General features: G+C 48.7%; 15 protein-coding genes and 1 CRISPR repeat array (1 of these 16 only partly in view). Of the genes, 14 read left to right on the top strand and 1 reads right to left on the bottom strand.

Annotated elements, in window-relative coordinates:
* The first annotated feature begins 41 nt into the window (after nucleotides 1-41).
* The 13 genes from serC (at nucleotide 42) to ACOJUO_RS21095 (ending at nucleotide 13,110) form a co-directional block, all read left to right on the top strand.
* A complete protein-coding gene (gene serC / locus ACOJUO_RS21155) occupies nucleotides 42-1,160 on the top strand; it encodes a 3-phosphoserine/phosphohydroxythreonine transaminase (RefSeq protein ID WP_422133904.1) in 1,119 nt (372 codons plus the stop codon).
* A gap of 99 nt (nucleotides 1,161-1,259) precedes the next feature.
* A complete protein-coding gene (gene pheA / locus ACOJUO_RS21150) occupies nucleotides 1,260-2,345 on the top strand; it encodes a prephenate dehydratase (protein ID WP_422133903.1) in 1,086 nt (361 codons plus the stop codon).
* 110 nt (nucleotides 2,346-2,455) lie between these two features.
* On the top strand, nucleotides 2,456-3,565 hold the full coding sequence (hisC, locus tag ACOJUO_RS21145) for a histidinol-phosphate transaminase (protein ID WP_422138068.1): 1,110 nt from the start codon (nucleotides 2,456-2,458) through the stop codon (nucleotides 3,563-3,565).
* Nucleotides 3,566-3,679: 114 nt separating this feature from the next.
* Complete coding sequence (locus tag ACOJUO_RS21140; RefSeq protein ID WP_422138067.1) at nucleotides 3,680-4,642, top strand: prephenate dehydrogenase/arogenate dehydrogenase family protein; 963 nt, start codon at nucleotides 3,680-3,682, stop codon at nucleotides 4,640-4,642.
* Nucleotides 4,643-4,815: 173 nt separating this feature from the next.
* Nucleotides 4,816-5,514, top strand: coding sequence for a (d)CMP kinase (gene cmk / locus ACOJUO_RS21135; protein WP_422133900.1), 699 nt, complete (start codon nucleotides 4,816-4,818; stop codon nucleotides 5,512-5,514).
* Nucleotides 5,515-5,760: 246 nt separating this feature from the next.
* Nucleotides 5,761-7,440, top strand: coding sequence for a 30S ribosomal protein S1 (gene rpsA, locus ACOJUO_RS21130; RefSeq protein WP_317146341.1), 1,680 nt, complete (start codon nucleotides 5,761-5,763; stop codon nucleotides 7,438-7,440).
* 312 nt (nucleotides 7,441-7,752) lie between these two features.
* Nucleotides 7,753-8,052, top strand: a complete 300-nt coding sequence (ihfB, locus tag ACOJUO_RS21125; protein WP_422133899.1) for an integration host factor subunit beta — start codon at nucleotides 7,753-7,755, stop codon at nucleotides 8,050-8,052.
* Between the two features lie 81 nt (nucleotides 8,053-8,133).
* Nucleotides 8,134-8,454, top strand: coding sequence for a lipopolysaccharide assembly protein LapA domain-containing protein (locus tag ACOJUO_RS21120; protein ID WP_422133898.1), 321 nt, complete (start codon nucleotides 8,134-8,136; stop codon nucleotides 8,452-8,454).
* A complete protein-coding gene (gene lapB / locus ACOJUO_RS21115) occupies nucleotides 8,454-9,629 on the top strand; it encodes a lipopolysaccharide assembly protein LapB (protein ID WP_422138066.1) in 1,176 nt (391 codons plus the stop codon). Before ACOJUO_RS21120 ends, lapB begins: the two co-directional genes overlap by 1 nt.
* Nucleotides 9,630-9,752: 123 nt before the next feature.
* Nucleotides 9,753-9,956, top strand: coding sequence for a hypothetical protein (locus tag ACOJUO_RS21110; RefSeq protein ID WP_422133896.1), 204 nt, complete (start codon nucleotides 9,753-9,755; stop codon nucleotides 9,954-9,956).
* Nucleotides 9,957-10,271: 315 nt separating this feature from the next.
* Nucleotides 10,272-10,505: a FeoA family protein gene (locus ACOJUO_RS21105; protein WP_422133895.1), complete on the top strand. Its 234-nt coding sequence runs from the start codon at nucleotides 10,272-10,274 to the stop codon at nucleotides 10,503-10,505.
* Nucleotides 10,502-12,856 (top strand): Fe(2+) transporter permease subunit FeoB, encoded by a 2,355-nt coding sequence (feoB, locus tag ACOJUO_RS21100; protein WP_422138065.1) that lies wholly within the window; start codon nucleotides 10,502-10,504, stop codon nucleotides 12,854-12,856. Before ACOJUO_RS21105 ends, feoB begins: the two co-directional genes overlap by 4 nt.
* Nucleotides 12,856-13,110, top strand: a complete 255-nt coding sequence (locus ACOJUO_RS21095; RefSeq protein WP_422138064.1) for a FeoC-like transcriptional regulator — start codon at nucleotides 12,856-12,858, stop codon at nucleotides 13,108-13,110. The genes feoB and ACOJUO_RS21095 overlap by 1 nt, the downstream gene beginning before the upstream one ends.
* Here ACOJUO_RS21095 and ACOJUO_RS21090 read toward each other — a convergent pair.
* Nucleotides 13,082-13,555 carry a methyltransferase domain-containing protein gene (locus ACOJUO_RS21090; RefSeq protein ID WP_422138063.1) on the bottom strand — a complete coding sequence of 158 codons (474 nt, stop codon included), beginning with the start codon at nucleotides 13,553-13,555 and terminating at the stop codon, nucleotides 13,082-13,084. The genes ACOJUO_RS21095 and ACOJUO_RS21090 overlap by 29 nt on opposite strands.
* A 408-nt stretch (nucleotides 13,556-13,963) precedes the next feature.
* On the opposite strand from ACOJUO_RS21090, the gene ACOJUO_RS21085 reads away from it, so the two are divergent.
* Nucleotides 13,964-14,566, top strand: a complete 603-nt coding sequence (locus ACOJUO_RS21085) for a hypothetical protein (RefSeq protein WP_422138062.1) — start codon at nucleotides 13,964-13,966, stop codon at nucleotides 14,564-14,566.
* A 267-nt stretch (nucleotides 14,567-14,833) separates the two neighbouring features.
* Nucleotides 14,834-19,483: direct repeats of the CRISPR family, unit length 28 nt; unit sequence GTTCACTGCCGTGCAGGCAGCTTAGAAA (it continues 2,934 nt past the right edge of the window).

Raw genomic sequence — 19,483 nt, 5'->3', positions numbered from 1 at the left:
GCATTTCTGAATCGACGAGTCTGGCTGTATGGGAGGATGGTATGAACAATCTATTGGCAAAAACACTGGCTGACCCAAAAGGGCAAACCTATAACTTTTCGGCGGGTCCGGCGCCTTTGCCAAAGTCGGTGCTTGAGCGTGCTCGTGATGAGCTGCTGGACTACAACCGTGAAGGGGCTTCCATTATGGAAGTCAGTCACAGAGGGAAATCCTTTCTCAAAGTCGCAGAGCAGGCGGAGCAAAATCTGCGTGAGCTTTTGAAGATTCCTGAAAACTACAAGGTTCTGTTTTTACAGGGGGGTGCCCGTGGGCAGTTTGCTGCCGTCCCGCTGAATCTGAGAGGTGAGAAAAATAGCGCCGACTATGTCAATAGTGGGTACTGGGCTCAATCAGCTATCAAGGAAGCTCAGCGTTATTTGAATGTCAATGTTATTGCTGACGGTAAGGGAGCTTCATTCCATACCATGCCGGAAGAAAGTGAATGGCGCTTCAGTTCAGATGCGGCTTATGTCCATTACACGCCAAACGAAACTATTGGTGGTCTTGAATTTCCGTTTATACCGGATTCAGTGGATGTCCCGCTGGTAGCAGATATGTCATCCAATATCCTGTCCGGGCCTGTTGATGTCGGCCGTTTTGGGGTTATCTATGCCGGTGCCCAGAAAAATATTGGTCCGGCAGGATTGACAGTGGTCATCGTGCGTGACGATCTCCTGGGTCGAGGACATTCCAGTTGTCCTGCTGTTTTTGATTATCGAGTGCAGGCGGACAAGGATTCCATGTACAACACCCCGCCAACCTTTGCCTGGTATCTGGCCGGTCTGGTGTTTGAGTGGCTGAAGGAGCAGGGGGGGCTGGAGGTGATCGACCAGGTCAATGCCCGCAAATCCGGCAAGCTTTACCAGGTGATTGATGAGTCCGGTTTTTATCACAACAAGGTGGACCCTCGATGGCGTTCAAGAATGAATGTACCCTTTACACTGACTGACCCTGAGTTGGACAAAGTCTTTTTGGCAGAGTCTGAAAAGAATGGCTTTCTTTACCTTAAGGGTCACAAGGCAGTAGGCGGTATGCGGGCCAGTATTTATAATGCAGTACCGGAAGAGCATGTCGATGCGTTGATTGCTTTTATGCGTGAATTCGAAAGAAAATTTGGATAACAAATTCTTGATCCGTTGCAATCTCAATCACAAAGCTCGCAGGATTGCCAGCCGCTGATTGCACGGCTCTGGTCATTACAGTTAAACGCAGAGAACATTATGACAGATGATAAGTTGAAGGGGTTGCGGACAAAAATTGACAAACTTGACCAGGATATTCTGAAGCTGATCAGTGAGCGTGCACGCTGCGCTCAGGAAGTGGCCAGGGTCAAGCAGACTGAAGACGCTGCGGCAGTATTTTATCGCCCGGAACGTGAAGCCCAGGTTTTGCGTCGGGTGATGGAACGGAACAATGGTCCACTGGACGATGAAGAAATGGCTCGATTGTTCAGGGAGATTATGTCAGCCTGTCTGGCCCTTGAGGAGCCCGTCCGAGTGGCATTTCTTGGTCCGGAAGGCACCTTTACCCAACAGGCGGCCTTGAAGCACTTTGGCCATTCAGCGATTTCTGTCCCTATGGCAGCGATTGATGAGGTATTCAGGGAGGTGACGGCTGGAGCTGTAAGCTACGGTGTTGTGCCTGTTGAGAATTCAACGGAAGGCGTGGTCAGTCATACTCTGGACAGCTTCATGGATTCATCTCTGAAAATCTGTGGTGAAGTTGTATTGAGAATTCATCAGCACCTGCTGGTTTCTGAAAACACTCGTCGTGACAATATTACCCGTATTTACTCCCACGCCCAGTCACTGGCACAGTGTCGTAAATGGCTGGATGCTCACTGGCCAATGGCCGAAAGAGTAGCGGTCAGCTCCAATGCGGAGGCGGCCAAGCGTATCAGGGGTGAATGGAACTCTGCGGCCATTGCTGGTGATATGGCTGCTGACATTTATGGTCTGGAAAAAATCTCTGAGAAAATCGAGGATCAACCCGACAATTCCACTCGCTTCCTGATTATTGGTCATCAGGATGTGCCCGTCAGCGGTGAAGACAAAACCTCAATTGTCGTCAGCATGAGAAACCAGTCCGGTGCTCTGCATTCGATTCTTGAAGCGTTCGATGTTCATGATGTGGATCTCACTCGAGTGGAAACCCGTCCATCCCGTACCGGCATCTGGAACTATGTCTTTTTCATTGATTTTGAAGGTCATCAAGACGATCCGGTTATCCAGAAAGTGCTGGGAAAGTTGGCTGACAGAGTGAATGACCTCCGTGTTCTGGGCTCTTATCCGAAGGGTGTTCTTTAACAAAACAGCCATGCGCGATTGAAGCAATTTTTCGTCCCTGCCTCTGGAGGCTGTCTAAAAGCCCTGGTTTCAGTGTGGGGACGAGTAGATGGTGAATATACAGGTGAAACATGGGTTGTGATTTTACAAAGCTTGCCGTACCGGGAATACGTGCCCTGAATCCTTATCTTCCCGGAAAGCCTGTGGAAGAGCTGGCGCGCGAACAGGGTCTGGATGCCAGCAGTATTGTTAAGCTGGCCAGCAATGAGAATCCTCTTGGGGCGGCTCAGTCTTCTTGTGAAGCCATTGCCGCAATGATGGCCGAGCTGGCCCGATACCCGGACAGCAGTCTTTACAATCTGCGTGATACTCTCTGCAGAAAGCTGGCGGTTGATCCTGATCAGATAACCTTTGGTAACGGTTCCAATGATGTTCTGGTTCTGTTGGCGCAGTGCTACCTGAAAGAAGGATTCTCAGCCGTGTTCTCTGAATACGCCTTTGCGGTTTATCCCATTGCAGTTCAGGCGAGCGGGGCTGAAAGCATTGTGGTTCCGGCTAAAAACTGGGGGCATGATCTGGAAGCGATGGCCAAAGCGGTTCGTTCTGATACCCGTATCGTATTTCTGGCTAATCCTAATAATCCGACAGGTACCCGTTTTTCAGAAACAGAGTTGCGTGCCTTTCTGGGTAAACTAGCTGAAGGGGTTATTGTTGTTCTGGATGAAGCTTACTTTGAGTATGTCATGGAGAGTGATTACCCGGATGGTATTGCGCTGCTGAAAGAATACCCCAATCTTGTAGTGGTCAGAACATTCTCAAAAGCCTACGGTCTGGCGGGTGGTCGAATCGGTTATTCTGTTTCAAGCGCTGAAATAGCCTCTATTATCAACCGATTACGACAGCCTTTTAATGTTAATAATCTTGTTGAGGCGGCAGCGGTTGCTGTTCTTAATGACGAAGAATACCTGAACCGTTCCAGACAGGTTAACCAGGATGGAATGGCTCAGATTGAAGCGGGTCTGAAGTCCATGAATATTGATTACATTCCATCCAATGGCAACTTCATTACTTTTGATGCTGGCATGGAAGGTGTGGAGTGTTATCAGCGCTTACTCAAACAGGGCGTCATTGTCAGACCTCTTGGCAATTATGGAATGCCGGGGCACCTCCGGGTTTCCGTTGGTCTGGAAGAAGAGAACCGTCGTTTTCTGGAAGCACTGTCCGCTCTTAAACAGTCTTGAGTGATAACAGCCCTGAGCGAAATACAGCCCTGAGCGAAATACAGCCCTGTACGATAGTTATTAGTCTGAAGAGGCTGTCGCCATTTTCATTCGACAGACATTTGAAAGTGGTTTTTGAAAAAGGTTGAACGTGTAGTGATAGAGCAAAACAAGACCGGTACCCCACTGAATATTCTGGTGGTCGGGCTGGGCCTTATTGGAGGATCATTTGCAGCTTCCCTCAGAGAGTGCAGTGAAAACTTTCATCTGATGGGTTTTGATCTCAAGGGCGAAAACATCGAAGCAGCCCTTTCCCTGGGAATCGTGGCAGAAGGTTGTACAGATTTTGAATCCGCCGTCAGCAAGGCTGATGTTATCCTGCTATCAGTTCCCATGCTGGCTATGCCAAAATTACTCCGGCAACTTAAGGGTCTCGATCTCACTGACAAAGTGATGACGGATGTGGGTAGTTGCAAAGGCGTACTGGTCCAGGCTGCCCGGGAAATATTTGACTGTGTACCTGAGAATTTGGTGCCGGGTCATCCCATCGCCGGTTCCGAAAAAAGCGGAGTCACTGCTGCCAGGGCCGGACTGTTCAAGAATCATAAGGTGATCCTGACACCGCTGGAGAACACTGATACTGCCGCTTTATCCCTCGTCAGGCATCTCTGGCAATGCTGTGGTGCCCAGGTCAACGCTATGGATTTTCGGCGTCACGATGAAGTGCTGGCAATGACGAGCCATTTGCCTCATCTCCTGGCGTTTTCACTGGTGGATACGCTGGCGGGCAATCCTGAAAATCAGGATATCTTTCGTTACGCCGCCGGAGGGTTTAGAGACTTTACCCGCATTGCTGGCAGTGATCCGATCATGTGGCACGATATTGCCCTGGGTAATAGCGAGGCTATTATTTCCTCGCTGGATCAGTTTTCTGAGGGCTTGACTCATCTTCGTCAAGCCATCGTTGAGAAAGACAGCAAAGGGATACTGGCGAGTTTTGAGCGAGCCCAGTCTGCACGGCAGCACTTTGCCAGTATTCTGGAAAAAAGAGCCCGTATGAATACCCTTGATGAGAATCAGGTTGATTCCCTAAGCTGAGATTCGTATTCCGGATTGTGCCAGTGTGGTCACATCCTTAGCTAACTTCGTCAACCCGGCTTTCGATGCGGGTCTGGCGCTCTCTACAGAAGGTATTCAAGCGTGAGAGATATTGATATGTCTGCAGCGACAGAAGTAATTCTTAATTACTTCATGGATTAGAGAGTCAGTCAATGAAAACTTCTTCATATATAAGCGTGCCGGTCGTAACTATTGATGGTCCCAGCGGTTCCGGGAAAGGAACGGTTGCGGCTCTGCTGGCGAAAGAGTTTGACTGGCATCTGCTCGACAGTGGTGCTTTGTATCGACTGACGGCGCTGGCGGCCATGAATCACGGGGTGGATTTTTCCGATGAAAATTCACTGGAAGTTTTAGCAGGTCACCTGGATGTGCAATTTGAACCGGGTGCTGATGGTGAAGGTCTGAAAATCGTTCTTGAGGGTGAGCGCGTTGGCGCTAATCTGAGGACCGAAGAGGTGGGAGCCAAAGCTTCTCAGGTGGCGGCTTTGCCGGGTGTCAGGAAGGCTCTTTTGAGGCGTCAGCAGGACTTTGCAGAAGCTCCGGGTCTGGTTGCCGATGGAAGGGATATGGGAACTGTGGTATTCCCCCATGCTAACGTCAAAGTTTACCTTACAGCCAGTCCGGAAGAGCGGGCGAAACGCCGTCAAAATCAGTTGCAACAGAAAGGTATTGATGCTAGCTTTGACCAGCTTTTAGCTGACATTCTTGCCAGGGACGAGCGTGACATGAATCGCGATGTCGCCCCGCTGAAACCCGCCGATGATGCTATTGTTCTGGACAGCACCAGATTGAGTATTCAGGAAGTCTTCAGTCGTGTAGTGGATGTCATGCGACAGAATGGCCTGATCTGATTAACGTTAATCATTTCGGAACCTGCTGGTTGTTGAGGAGCTCGACAGCCTGTTTATATCGAGGTGGTCTGACCGACTTCCGGAAAGACCGGCGTGAATAGCCGTGTGGTGCAGATTGCCAGTTACAACCATACGGTGTTTTTTGAAAAACAACCCACACTGACTGGCGGTGTGGCCAGCATGCGATCGGTAGTCACTGCTTTTCTGAGGTGGTGTTGATTGAAGTGCTGATTGATAGGAATGACCATGAGCGAAAGCTTTGCTGAACTGTTTGAAGAAAGCCTGAAAGATATCGAAATGAAGCCGGGCGCTATTGTTAGCGGTCAGGTTGTCGATATCGACAGCGACTGGGTTACTGTCCACGCAGGCCTGAAGTCTGAAGGTGTTATCCCAAAAGCTCAGTTCCTGAACGAACAGGGTGAACTGACCATCGCTGTCGGCGACGAAGTTCAGGTTGCTCTTGACGCGGTTGAAGATGGTTTCGGTGAAACCCGTCTTTCCCGTGAAAAAGCCAAGCGTATGGAAGCTTGGGGCGAACTCGAAAAAGCCTTCGAAGCTGAAGAGATCGTTAAAGGTGTTATTTCCGGTAAGGTCAAGGGTGGCTTTACTGTTGACGTTAACACTATTCGTGCCTTCCTGCCTGGCTCTCTGGTTGACGTGCGTCCGGTTCGTGACACAGCTCACCTGGAAGGCAAAGAGCTGGAATTCAAGGTTATCAAGCTGGACCAGAAACGTAACAACGTAGTCGTTTCCCGTCGCAGCGTTCTGGAAGCTGAAAACAGCGCTGAGCGCGAGCAGCTGCTGGAGTCTCTGCAGGAAGGTCTGGAAGTTAAAGGTATCGTCAAGAACCTGACCGACTACGGTGCATTCGTTGATCTGGGCGGTGTTGACGGTCTGCTGCATATCACTGATATGGCCTGGAAGCGCATCAAGCATCCAAGCGAGATTGTGAACGTTGGTGACGAAATCAACGTCAAGGTTCTGAAGTTTGACCGCGACCGTAACCGCGTATCCCTGGGTCTGAAGCAGCTGGGTGAAGATCCTTGGGTGGCTATCACCAAACGCTTCCCTGAAGGTACCCGTGTTTCCGGTCGAATCACTAACCTGACCGACTACGGCTGCTTTGTTGAGCTGGAAGAAGGTGTTGAGGGTCTGGTTCACGTTTCTGAAATGGACTGGACTAACAAGAACATCCACCCATCCAAGGTGGTTGCTCTGGGTGATGAAGTTGAAGTTCAGGTTCTGGACATCGACGAAGAGCGTCGTCGTATCTCTCTGGGTATCAAGCAGTGCAAGCAGAACCCATGGGAAGAGTTCTCCGGTTCCTTCAACAAGGGCGACAAACTGGCTGGTAAGATCAAGTCTATCACTGACTTCGGTATCTTCATTGGTCTGGATGGCGGCATCGACGGTCTGGTTCACCTGTCTGATATCTCCTGGAATGAAACTGGCGAAGAAGCTGTTCGCAAGTACCGTAAAGGTGACGAAGTTGAAGCTGTTATTCTGGCGATCGACGCTGAGCGTGAGCGCATCTCTTTGGGTATCAAGCAACTGTCCGAAGATCCATTCAACTCTTTCGCTGGCCTGAATGAAAAAGGTTCCATCGTTAAGGGTGTGATCAAGGAAGTGACAGCCAAGGCAGCTACCGTAGAACTGGCTGAAGACGTTCTGGCTACTCTGAAAGCTTCTGAAATCAGTGTTGATCGCGTTGAAGACGCTACCAACGTCCTGAAAGAAGGCGAAGAAGTAGAAGCCCGCATCATCAGTATCGATCGTAAGAACCGCAATATCTCCCTGTCCATCAAGGCGAAGGATCAGGCTGAAGAGAAAGCGGCCATGAAAGAACTGCGTGCGAAGCAGGAAGACGAGACTTCCGGCCCTACCACCATCGGTGACCTGATCAAGGCTCAGATGGAAAACAAGTAATACTTGTTGGAGAAAGCTTCTGATGAAGCTTTCTTTTACCATAAAAAAAACCGCAGCTCGGGCTGCGGTTTTTTTTATGGTAATCAATAGGTTGCTTGATTTATTGAATCGGGTTGGCTAGGGTAGGAATTATCTGTAATCCCTGTCAGGTTCGGGACTGCCTGAATTATCGGGTGTCCGGCTAATGAGATACTTGGCCGTTCCAGGCTACGACTGTTTAATGTCTTGTTTATCTCCTGATCAGGGTGCAGCGTCTGTAACGATACTGATACTTCAGTGTCACCCAAGGGTGCAGGGATAGGAAGAACGACAATGACCCGATCAGAATTGATAGAACGACTGACCGATCTGCAAGATCAGTTGTCGGTGAAGGATGTAGAGCTGGCCATCAAATCTATTCTTGAGCAGATGTCACATTCTCTTTCCTGTGGAACAAGGGTGGAAATCAGAGGGTTTGGCAGTTTTTCCCTGCACTACAGGGCTCCCAGGGTGGGGCGAAATCCCAAGACCGGTGACTCTGTTGTTCTGAATGGAAAATACGTTCCTCATTTCAAGCCGGGCAAAGATATGCGGGATCGTGTTAACAGTAGCCTTAAGAATCTGAAATCTTGATTTTTCCACTGTTGTTAAGCTCTGTTCAATTGTGACTCGGAATCGGATCGTAAATAAGTCATCACTGGAGTTTGATCGAATATGGTCTCTCATTTGAGTATCTGGCTGAAGCGGCTGGTAATACTGTTGGGCAGTCTCCTCCTGCTGATTATTCTCGTCAATTTTATTGTCGCTAACCCACAATTGGTGAGATTCGACCTGGCTGGTTTTTTATTGCCAGAAGTGAAGGTGTCTTCTGTCGTCGTTATCTCCTTCATAATGGGCGGGCTGTTCGGGCTGCTGGTCTCACTGGTGGCTATGACCCGGCTGAGGTTGGCCAATGCCAGTTTTAAGCGTAAGCTGGGCCGACGTGATGCAGAAATACAAAAACTCAGAGCGAATGCCTTGCAAGGATTAACCTGATGCCCGATGTTGCACTGCTGGCGCTGATTATGGTGGCAATGCTGGCAGGATATCTTCTCGGACGTGCTGAAAAAAAGAAAAAAAAAGACCACTTCCCCGGGCGACCCCTCTCTAAAGAGTATTTTGTGGGGTTGAACTATCTGTTAAATGAGCAGACGGATGAGGCCATTGAGACCTTTATCAGAGCGCTGGATATTAATAATGATACTGTCGATACCTATCTTGCCCTGGGTAGCCTGTTTTGTCGTAAAGGAGAGGTGGATAAATCGATTCGGGTGCATCAGGATCTTTTGGCCCGACCCAGTCTGACCCCCCTTCAATCCATTCGTGTTCGGCTGGAGCTGGCCAAGGACTACATGACCGCAGGATTATTTGATCGCGCCGAAGCCATGCTGGTCGATCTTTCCAGTCAAAATCATGAATATAGAGTGGATGCGCTTGAACAACTTCTGAAAATCTATGAGAGAGAGAAAGAGTGGCAGCAGGCTGTTGAGATTGCAGAATCCCTCCGTAAATTGTCAGGTGAGTACTATGCCTCCAGGCTGGCTCATTTGTACTGTGAGTTAGCCGAAGAAAAACTGCTTCACAATGATCGATCGGGGGCCAGAAAGTTCATCAGAACAGCATTTTCCAGGGATAAGAACTGTGTCAGGGCCAGTTTGATACTGGGCCAGATAGAAATGGAGGAAGGCCGCGACAGAGAAGCCGTTAAGGCTCTCCAGAAGGTGTCCATTCAGGATAATCGTTACGTGCCACTGACTCTGGAAATGCTTGAAACTGTCTGTCACCGAAGTCATCAGCAGCGTGCTCTGGGCAGCTATCTGGCACGGTGTCTCAATGAGAAGTCGGGTACAGCTATTATATTGGCCATGACGGCTCAGTTAATGAGCAGTCGTGATGAAGTGTCTGCCATGGAATTTTTAACCATTCAGTTGCGACGGCAACCTTCTCTCAGGGGGTTGAATGCCTTGATCAATATTCAGTTAAATCATTCCTCTGACCCCTCTCTGACCAGTATCAAACTGTTGAAAGAGGTCACAGACCAGATGTTGCTTGAAAAGCCTGTTTACCAGTGCTTCAGCTGTGGCTTTTCCGGCAAAGAGATGCATTGGCATTGTCCGGGTTGTGATGGCTGGGGAACTCTGGCACCCATTCAGGGCGTAGAAGGGGAGTAATATCCCCATTTGTTTGTTTTACTGAGTGTTCTTGTCTAGACCTGTTTATAGAGCCTTCTTAGTATATCTTCCAAATTTCAGGATGCAGCGTGGGAGGCAGACAGGAAGTTAAGGATGTCTCCGATGAGAAAAAGAATAATCAGTTTTACCGCAGTGACCCTGCTGGCTCTTTCTGCCCCTGTTTTTGCCGACAAAGCCCCATCTCGATTGAAAGTAAAAATGAATATTGCCACTCTTCAGGAACTGGATGAAGCCAGGGTTCAAGTGCGCCATACACTGGCAGAGAAGATTGTCGGAGACAGAGAAAATAATGGCCCCCTGAGCTGAAAGTTAAATTGATTTTCAAGATGTCACAGTATGACCATTTAATATTTTCGTACTCATTTAGCAGATATTTCTTTTTGATATTTTGAAAAAATCTATATGAATTAAAAATTAATATTTCTGAAACTACGATATTAATGAGTTCGATTGTTAATTGAAATAATTCTCATTTAGGTCTAGTATTCCGCTTGCTTTTCAATCTGTTGTTGTCTTTCCATGAACCGCCTCAGGTTACTCTTTTCACTACATCATCAGATGTATCAGGAAGCACTCTCTCCCGCTTGCTGTGCGTTCCGGGAGGAGGCTTGGGAGATTGTGATGACGGTCACTTTAGGGGATCTCCGGACAGGAGAGGAAGCTCGGGTCTTCGCTTTCAGGGAAGCAGGCTTAGCCTATCGTCGTAAGCTTCTGGCCATGGGCCTGACGCCTGGAACCTGTTTCAGAGTATGCCGGGTCGCGCCTCTGGGTGACCCTATTCAGCTCCAGGTTCGGGGATTTCAACTCAGTCTGCGTCGTCACGAAGCGGCAGCCGTTGAAGTGACTCGTCTATGAACGAACATGTGTTTGCGATTGTAGGCAACCCTAATTGCGGCAAAACCACTTTATTCAACAGTTTGACGGGGGCCAGTCAGCATGTAGGCAATTGGCCTGGTGTTACTGTAGAAAAGCGCAGTGGCCGCTATGAGTATAAAAGCCAGCTCGTTGAAGTGGTTGACCTGCCCGGTACCTATTGTCTGGACGTGGTTGATGATCAGGTATCGATGGATGAGCGCATTGCCCGTGACTTTATCCTTGCCCGTGAAGCTGAGTTGATCGTCAACGTTGTCGATGCTGCAAATATTGAGCGTAACCTGTATCTGACCACACAGCTGTTGGATATGGGACTCCCCGTTCTTGTTGTCCTCAACATGATGGATGTTGCCAGGGACAAAGGTCTCAAGATCAATGCTGAAAAGCTGTCCGAACAGCTCGGTTGCCCTGTTCATGCCATGATAGCCTCCAGAAACAAAGGAACACCGGGGCTCAAGGATCTTATTAATCAATGCTTTTTTAAAGGAGTTGAACCGGCAAAGCCGCAATATCTGGGAAGCGTTCTGGAAGAATCTGTTACTTGCCTGCAGGCACGTGTTGCCAGTGAGATTGAAGATCGCTCAATTGCACGTTGGGTGTCGCTTAAATTACTGGAGGGCGAGGCCGGTTTTGTTGACCAGGTTTCTCAGGGTCTGTTGGAGGCTGCGGTTTTGGCACGATCCCAACTTGAGGACGCCTATGATGCAGAGATGGATATCCTGGTGGCAAACGGTCGCTATGAAAGCATCAGCCTCATCATGAAGGATACTGTCAAAAGCGTGGGGAATGTAAGTCAAGGTCTTACTGAGCGTGTCGACCGCATTGTCCTGAATCGACTGGTGGGGTTGCCGGTTTTCTTTGGTGTTATGTATCTGATGTTCATGTTCTCTGTGAACATAGGCAGTGCTTTTATAGACTTTTTCGATATTCTCTCAGGCACTTTCTTTGTCGATGGTGTGAGCCATCTGCTTCAAAGTATCGATGCGCCGGACTGGATTATTGCGCTGCTGGCCAAAGGTGTCGGTGGCGGTATCCAGACTGTCTCTACCTTCATACCGGTAATTGCTTTTCTGTTCCTGTTCCTTTCAGTACTGGAGGATTCAGGTTATATGGCCAGAGCCGCCTTTGTTATGGACAGGGCGATGCGTTTTCTGGGGCTTCCCGGAAAGGCTTTTGTGCCTATGTTGGTTGGGTTTGGCTGTAACGTACCGGCCATTATGGCGACCCGGACGCTGGAAAATCAGCAGGACCGGATGCTGACCATTGCCATGGCGCCTTTTATGTCCTGTGGTGCGCGTCTTCCTGTTTATGCGTTATTTGCTGCGGCCTTCTTTCCCGGTTTCGGCCAGAATGTGGTTTTTACACTCTACCTGACGGGTATTCTGGCTGCGGTGGTAACGGGTTTGATGCTGAAGAAGAGTCTCTTCAGTGGAGAGGTTACACCTTTTGTTATGGAGTTACCTAACTATCACAGGCCGTCAGTCAAGCATGTACTGCTGAGAACCTGGAGCCGACTGAAAGCCTTCTTGTTCAGGGCAGGTAAAGCCATAGTTCTCGTAGTAATGATACTCAATACCCTGAACTCTGTAGGAACTGACGGCAGTTTTGGCCATGAAGACACCCGGTCATCAGCGCTCAGTAAAATAGGTCAAACCATTTCACCTGCTTTTGCTCCCATGGGTATGTCAGAAGACAACTGGCCAGCGGCTGTTGGCCTGTTCACAGGCATTCTGGCAAAAGAGGCGGTGGTTGGCACGCTAAACTCCATGTACACCTCCATCGCTGAGCAGGAGAATGGCACTCAAGCCCAAACCCATAATTTTGACTTTATGTCTGGTTTTAAGGAGGCCATGGCAACCATTCCTGTCAATCTTTCAGAGGTGGTATCTTCTCTGGCAGATCCTCTTGGACTCAGTGTTGGTGATTTGAGTAATCTGGAATCAGTAGCGCAGGACCAGGCAGTGGAAGTTTCCACCTTCGCGGTCATGCAAAGACTGTTCATCAGTGATGCGGCTGTCGTCGCTTATCTCCTGATGATCCTGCTCTACACACCCTGTGTTGCAGCCCTGGGGGCTATTTATCGGGAATCAGGCCTTCGCTGGACATTCTTTGTGGCGGGCTGGACTTTCTTCATGGGATATTCAGTGGCTACTCTATACTACCAGCTGTCCCGAATCACTATTCAACCACTGACATCCCTGAGCTGGCTGTCCATCATAATACTGGCCATGGCTCTGGTGTTTCTGCTACTCAGGAGGGCAGGGCAGAGAATGCTATTCACTTCAGAAGATCTACCTGCTGAAACACTCAGAAGCTCTACAGGAAGCCATTGATGCTGCTATCAATCAGAGATTTTCTGTCAGAAAAAGGTATCTGCACTTTGGCTGAACTGAGTCAGCATTTTGAAGTAGACCCTGAAGCCATGCAGGCCATGCTGAGTCACTGGGTCAGGAAAGGAAAAGTGGTGGAGGAGTCATCCGGCTGCAAACAGGGGTGTGTCAGTTGTGGGCCTGAACAGTTGATTGTCTATCGTTGGTTAAGCTCGAGTCACTACGATCTCATTCCTGTCTGTGTTCAGAGTGATTAACCCGATATCGATAGACAGGGCTAAGGTATAAATCGTTAGCCTTATTCGTACGTTCAGGCTGCCATCCCGGTAGCCTGAATGTGTGGCTGACGATGTAACAGCCATCCTTAAGTTTCTCCTTGAATGCCCCGGATAACTTTTCCATAGCGCCCGGATAGAGATAGCATACGACCAATCCGGCTTCTTCCCATTGATGTTGAAAAATATCCTGCTGAATGATGATGACATTTTTCAGATGGCTGCAGCGTATTCGGCTGATCCAGTAGGGGAGGGGAGAACGTTCAATTCCGAAGATGATGCGGTCAGGATAGGCATTTGCCAACACTGAAATCAGAGAACCAAAACCACAGCCCAGTTCATAAATGTTGCCATCGACCCTTGAAGGCAGGGTTTCCAGTAGTTTTACTCTTACCTTGCCAGAAGTGGGTGTTGGAGTGATGCCCAAACGCAGGCTCCAAAAGACAATGGTCGTAGTTATCAGGCAGCCTGCAAAAAAGATCAGAATCAGAATTGTGTGTTCAAAGTTAATCATTCCCTTAAAGAACTTTATTACCCGCCAGGTTTTTATATTGCTCTTTATTTGACGCTTTGATCAAGTTCTGGCTGGACAGTTTTGCTGTATGAACTAGCTTACAAACAGAGTCTCAAGTCAAGTAGTGCGATGAATAGTGCAATAAACAGTGCGATATATAGTGCGATAAATGATGCGATGAGAAAATTGGCGATCACTGGCGTATTCTCATTGGTCACAATCGTCATTTGGCCTCTCTATGCAGCCGAACCTGTCCCGTCTATTGAAAGCCTGGATGCAGGCTTCCAAAAACTGCAATCAGTACTTGGGCGGTATGAGCCGATGCATGCCAGGCAGTTCCGTATCATTATTGACAAGGAGTATAAAAATAAACCTGTCGAAAATGAGCCGGAAACACTGACCATCTCTAAGGGTGAGGTGCTTATTGGTAATCCTTATCGAATGGCGGATGGCATCGCTTTTGATACGATTGAAGCCATCAGGAATACGTTTTACGAAATTAATAAACATGATCAGCGCAAGAAAAAGTTTCGTGAGCACCGCTATCTGGCGATTCGCTACGTATTAAGAATAGATGCCGAACATCAATGGCATTTTGAAAGCAGTGTACTGTCCCACAGTGATCCTGCCGTGGTGGAGTCCCATGCCCTTACAGGCAATGTCGACTGGCTGAAAAACGGCTTTGAGCTGACAGGTTTTACCTCGGGTGTTGCATACACAGCGGGAGTTAAGCCTTTGCCCATAGCGGTCTATGCTCAATTAAAATTTATACGTGCCGGTGATGAATTGTATATTGATGATCGATGGCAGGATTATAAAATGACCAAAGGTCCCAATGGCAAGCTACTGCCATTCCCGGATTTCAATCAGCCCGTCGGGCGCCCTCAGTCCTGGTACAGTCGGGAAGCTTCTTACTATGAATAAAAGCCCGTCGTCGTCTATCGCGATGCACTTTGGCTGCCAGATGGTTTGGGAGCATAGTTGGCTTATATTTGCGCCACCGACTTTGCTGGTTTGATTTTTTTGGGTGTTTGCAACAGAGTGACATTTTCCTGATTTTGACCAAAAATATTCGCTCTTTAAAAAGATGTTAAAAATCATATGGTTATAAATGGCTCAAAAAATTGGGGTGAATTTGATATTTATTCCTAAGTTGCTGTTATATAAGTGGTTTGATGCTTTATACTCTGGGTTCACTGCCGTGCAGGCAGCTTAGAAAATCTGAGGGGGCATTGACGTGAAAGTGCGTAGGTTCACTGCCGTGCAGGCAGCTTAGAAAATAAGCTATAACCGGCTACGGTCGGATCAATAGTTCACTGCCGTGCAGGCAGCTTAGAAAGAACCAAAGAAAATCATTCCCGCAGGGTGCAAGTTCACTGCCGTGCAGGCAGCTTAGAAAGATGAAGTCGAATTGCGTTCCGGACAGTTACAGTTCACTGCCGTGCAGGCAGCTTAGAAATTCTTGCGTCGAAAGCTCACGATTTCGCCGGTGTTCACTGCCGTGCAGGCAGCTTAGAAATTTTTGGAAAATCTCGAATTCTTCTCTTAACAGTTCACTGCCGTGCAGGCAGCTTAGAAATGTAAATGTAATCGTGTTTCATTCACTGGCCAGTTCACTGCCGTGCAGGCAGCTTAGAAATCAATGGTTCACACAACCCGCCGTTCATGGCAGTTCACTGCCGTGCAGGCAGCTTAGAAAGCCACCATGGCCCAGACGCCACCGCCTTTAGGGTTCACTGCCGTGCAGGCAGCTTAGAAATCGGTAGCATGATGTTTTTCTGTGCGTTTATTGTTCACTGCCGTGCAGGCAGCTTAGAAAATTAGCTGCTACATCGAGTGAGCCTGAATTTAGTTCACTGCCGTGCAGGCAGCTTAGAAAGCCCCAGCTGGCCCCCTCGAAGGTGCCCATGTGTTCACTGCCGTGCAGGCAGCTTAGAAAATAAATTTCCAGTCTGTAAGATTTTTCATTCGGTTCACTGCCGTGCAGGCAGCTTAGAAAAATCGCCTCAAGATCAGCAAGAACGGGCTTATGTTCACTGCCGTGCAGGCAGCTTAGAAAGAATCATTTTTGCATATCTGAACGAAAATGCTGTTCACTGCCGTGCAGGCAGCTTAGAAAAATAAAAGAAGCCTGATAGTTTGTCAGCAGGCGTTCACTGCCGTGCAGGCAGCTTAGAAATGTGAATGATATTGTCGATTCGTTTGGAATACGTTCACTGCCGTGCAGGCAGCTTAGAAAAGTATCCTTTTCATATTATTGATCGCCACGTAGTTCACTGCCGTGCAGGCAGCTTAGAAAGATGGTTGGAGAGTCGAGACTGATAACACTGCGTTCACTGCCGTGCAGGCAGCTTAGAAATGACCAGTTCCAGCCGAGACCATTCTCTGACAGTTCACTGCCGTGCAGGCAGCTTAGAAATCCATTGATTATCTGTCTTTTACTATCAAATCGTTCACTGCCGTGCAGGCAGCTTAGAAAGAGCAGGCAGCTTTGAAAAAGAGTGTTTATATGTTCACTGCCGTGCAGGCAGCTTAGAAATAGAGAAAATATTCCAGAAACATTGATATTGAGTTCACTGCCGTGCAGGCAGCTTAGAAATAAATATAAAGCGTAATGCTCACTACGAAACAGTTCACTGCCGTGCAGGCAGCTTAGAAATAGAAAAGATCGCTCATATCATCCAGTGAATAGTTCACTGCCGTGCAGGCAGCTTAGAAATTATGTGGAGGTTCTTTTCACTGGTGTTCAGAGTTCACTGCCGTGCAGGCAGCTTAGAAAGCTGGATGCAGATGAATACCTTGCTTTGTATAGTTCACTGCCGTGCAGGCAGCTTAGAAAACTATCGTCTAAATCGATCTTGTCAACAAACTGTTCACTGCCGTGCAGGCAGCTTAGAAATGAAAAGCGGCAAGGGCTTCAAGCTGGCGTTAGTTCACTGCCGTGCAGGCAGCTTAGAAACTTAACGGTAGTGTAATAACGTTCGGGGACACGTTCACTGCCGTGCAGGCAGCTTAGAAACAACTTCTTTAAGACCTTCCTGTCGTCAGGGTGTTCACTGCCGTGCAGGCAGCTTAGAAAACTGGTCGAACTCGTCAAGATCGACAGGGAACGTTCACTGCCGTGCAGGCAGCTTAGAAAGCACCCTTGGTATATACGCGGAATCCGCAGCGGTTCACTGCCGTGCAGGCAGCTTAGAAAATTCTCGCGAAGTCAGATTTCAGCTTTTACAGGTTCACTGCCGTGCAGGCAGCTTAGAAAGGATAGGCAGCTTAGAAAATGCAAGCGTGGTTGTTCACTGCCGTGCAGGCAGCTTAGAAATGGGGGTTATCATAAGCACGACAAAACACACCGTTCACTGCCGTGCAGGCAGCTTAGAAAAGCCATCGGTAAAGATGACTGTTCTTCTCTGGGTTCACTGCCGTGCAGGCAGCTTAGAAATATATCATTAAATCGAAAAAGAGCATTGAATAGTTCACTGCCGTGCAGGCAGCTTAGAAATTCCGCTGGACTGCTGACACCGACAGCGTATTGTTCACTGCCGTGCAGGCAGCTTAGAAAAACAACGCCAACGACGGTTTTAATATCCGGTTGTTCACTGCCGTGCAGGCAGCTTAGAAAAGTTGTTCATGGCAACACCTTCATACCACGAAGTTCACTGCCGTGCAGGCAGCTTAGAAATTGGATAGCTGAGAGAAACGTCTTCATTGAAAGTTCACTGCCGTGCAGGCAGCTTAGAAACGCAATACATGACAGTGGGATTTTCCGGTCAGGTTCACTGCCGTGCAGGCAGCTTAGAAAACTGGAGCGAAGCGGAGCTTCTTATTTCCTCCGTTCACTGCCGTGCAGGCAGCTTAGAAATCATAAGAAATCTTGATGTCTTGAAAAGAAAAGTTCACTGCCGTGCAGGCAGCTTAGAAAATCACAAGCATGTGCTGCTTATCCCGTCACTGGTTCACTGCCGTGCAGGCAGCTTAGAAACATCGAGCAAACGCTGATGGTCTGCGCCAATGGTTCACTGCCGTGCAGGCAGCTTAGAAACCGCTGCGGATTCCGCGTATATACCAAGGGGCGTTCACTGCCGTGCAGGCAGCTTAGAAAAGTGACAAGAATCCTGATTAAAAACAGTATCCGTTCACTGCCGTGCAGGCAGCTTAGAAAGCTGAAACTCGCGCTTCTCGGTCTTCAGCAATGTTCACTGCCGTGCAGGCAGCATAGAAATTCCAGTTCTCCCATAGCTCGGTCAAACTCAAGTTCACTGCCGTGCAGGCAGCTTAGAAAGTTGCCTTGATTGTTTTTTCCATTGCTATCACGTTCACTGCCGTGCAGGCAGCTTAGAAATGAGAGACCAGTTGGGCGCTGATACCCAAGATGTTCACTGCCGTGCAGGCAGCTTAGAAAAGCACAGACACCGCAAGCAGCATCAAGCAACAGTTCACTGCCGTGCAGGCAGCTTAGAAAGTATATACGCTGTCCCCATATCGACCAGTGATGTTCACTGCCGTGCAGGCAGCTTAGAAATAATTGGTCAATCAATGGCTGTGCTCAGTTAGGTTCACTGCCGTGCAGGCAGCTTAGAAACTGCTCCCATTTTTCAACAGTTCGTTTACTAAGTTCACTGCCGTGCAGGCAGCTTAGAAATCGCAGCCGTGAGCATCAATATTTTTGGACACGTTCACTGCCGTGCAGGCAGCTTAGAAAGCCGAATTGATAGAGAAGTATGTCCCTGATGCGTTCACTGCCGTGCAGGCAGCTTAGAAAGGACGATGGCCACCCGGTCTGGCACCAGGTTAGTTCACTGCCGTGCAGGCAGCTTAGAAAATTAATGCGAACAAAATCAGGACTGGTGACTTGTTCACTGCCGTGCAGGCAGCTTAGAAACGCCAGACCGCCACTGGCCACCCACCTGTCAGGCGTTCACTGCCGTGCAGGCAGCTTAGAAAGTTGACCCATTGCCCGGTGGTTTTATCGATGGGTTCACTGCCGTGCAGGCAGCTTAGAAATTAATTCGACAATGCGCTCCATAGCTTCCTGAGTTCACTGCCGTGCAGGCAGCTTAGAAAGCCGATATTGACGCCAGGGATCATATTCAGGCGTTCACTGCCGTGCAGGCAGCTTAGAAAATGTGGGTAGTCCAGTTTCTTATCAGACAACTGTTCACTGCCGTGCAGGCAGCTTAGAAATGTTCCGTGGGTGCGGGCAGCGGCACCGCTTTGTTCACTGCCGTGCAGGCAGCTTAGAAACACTCGGCTTTTCCCATCTTGTTGGCTGTGTCGTTCACTGCCGTGCAGGCAGCTTAGAAATCAATGGAAGGTTTTTGAGAACACTGAGGACAGTTCACTGCCGTGCAGGCAGCTTAGAAATGCCTGAGTGAGATCTATAGTCGCACTGGTTAGTTCACTGCCGTGCAGGCAGCTTAGAAAAACATAGCAGCATGGCTGCATAATGAAGGAGCGTTCACTGCCGTGCAGGCAGCTTAGAAAGATTCCAAACCTCCTAAAGCCTAACGATGGGCGTTCACTGCCGTGCAGGCAGCTTAGAAATTCGTTTAGTGCTCTTTTAGTATAAGTACAAAGTTCACTGCCGTGCAGGCAGCTTAGAAAACCGGCGGGATTTTGTCGGGATCGATGTGTTCGTTCACTGCCGTGCAGGCAGCTTAGAAAAAGTGACAAGGAAGTGAACAAGACCGTTATTGGTTCACTGCCGTGCAGGCAGCTTAGAAATGCATCAGCTGTTGTTGTTTTGCGGAGTATTCGTTCACTGCCGTGCAGGCAGCTTAGAAAATTCAACCCATTTGAGATAACTCTCATTCGTGGTTCACTGCCGTGCAGGCAGCTTAGAAA

It is taken from the genome of Endozoicomonas sp. ALC020 (genome assembly GCF_049275935.1).
Classification (GTDB): Bacteria; Pseudomonadota; Gammaproteobacteria; order Pseudomonadales; family Endozoicomonadaceae; genus Endozoicomonas_A.
This window is presented reverse-complemented; position numbering and strand designations above follow the sequence as displayed.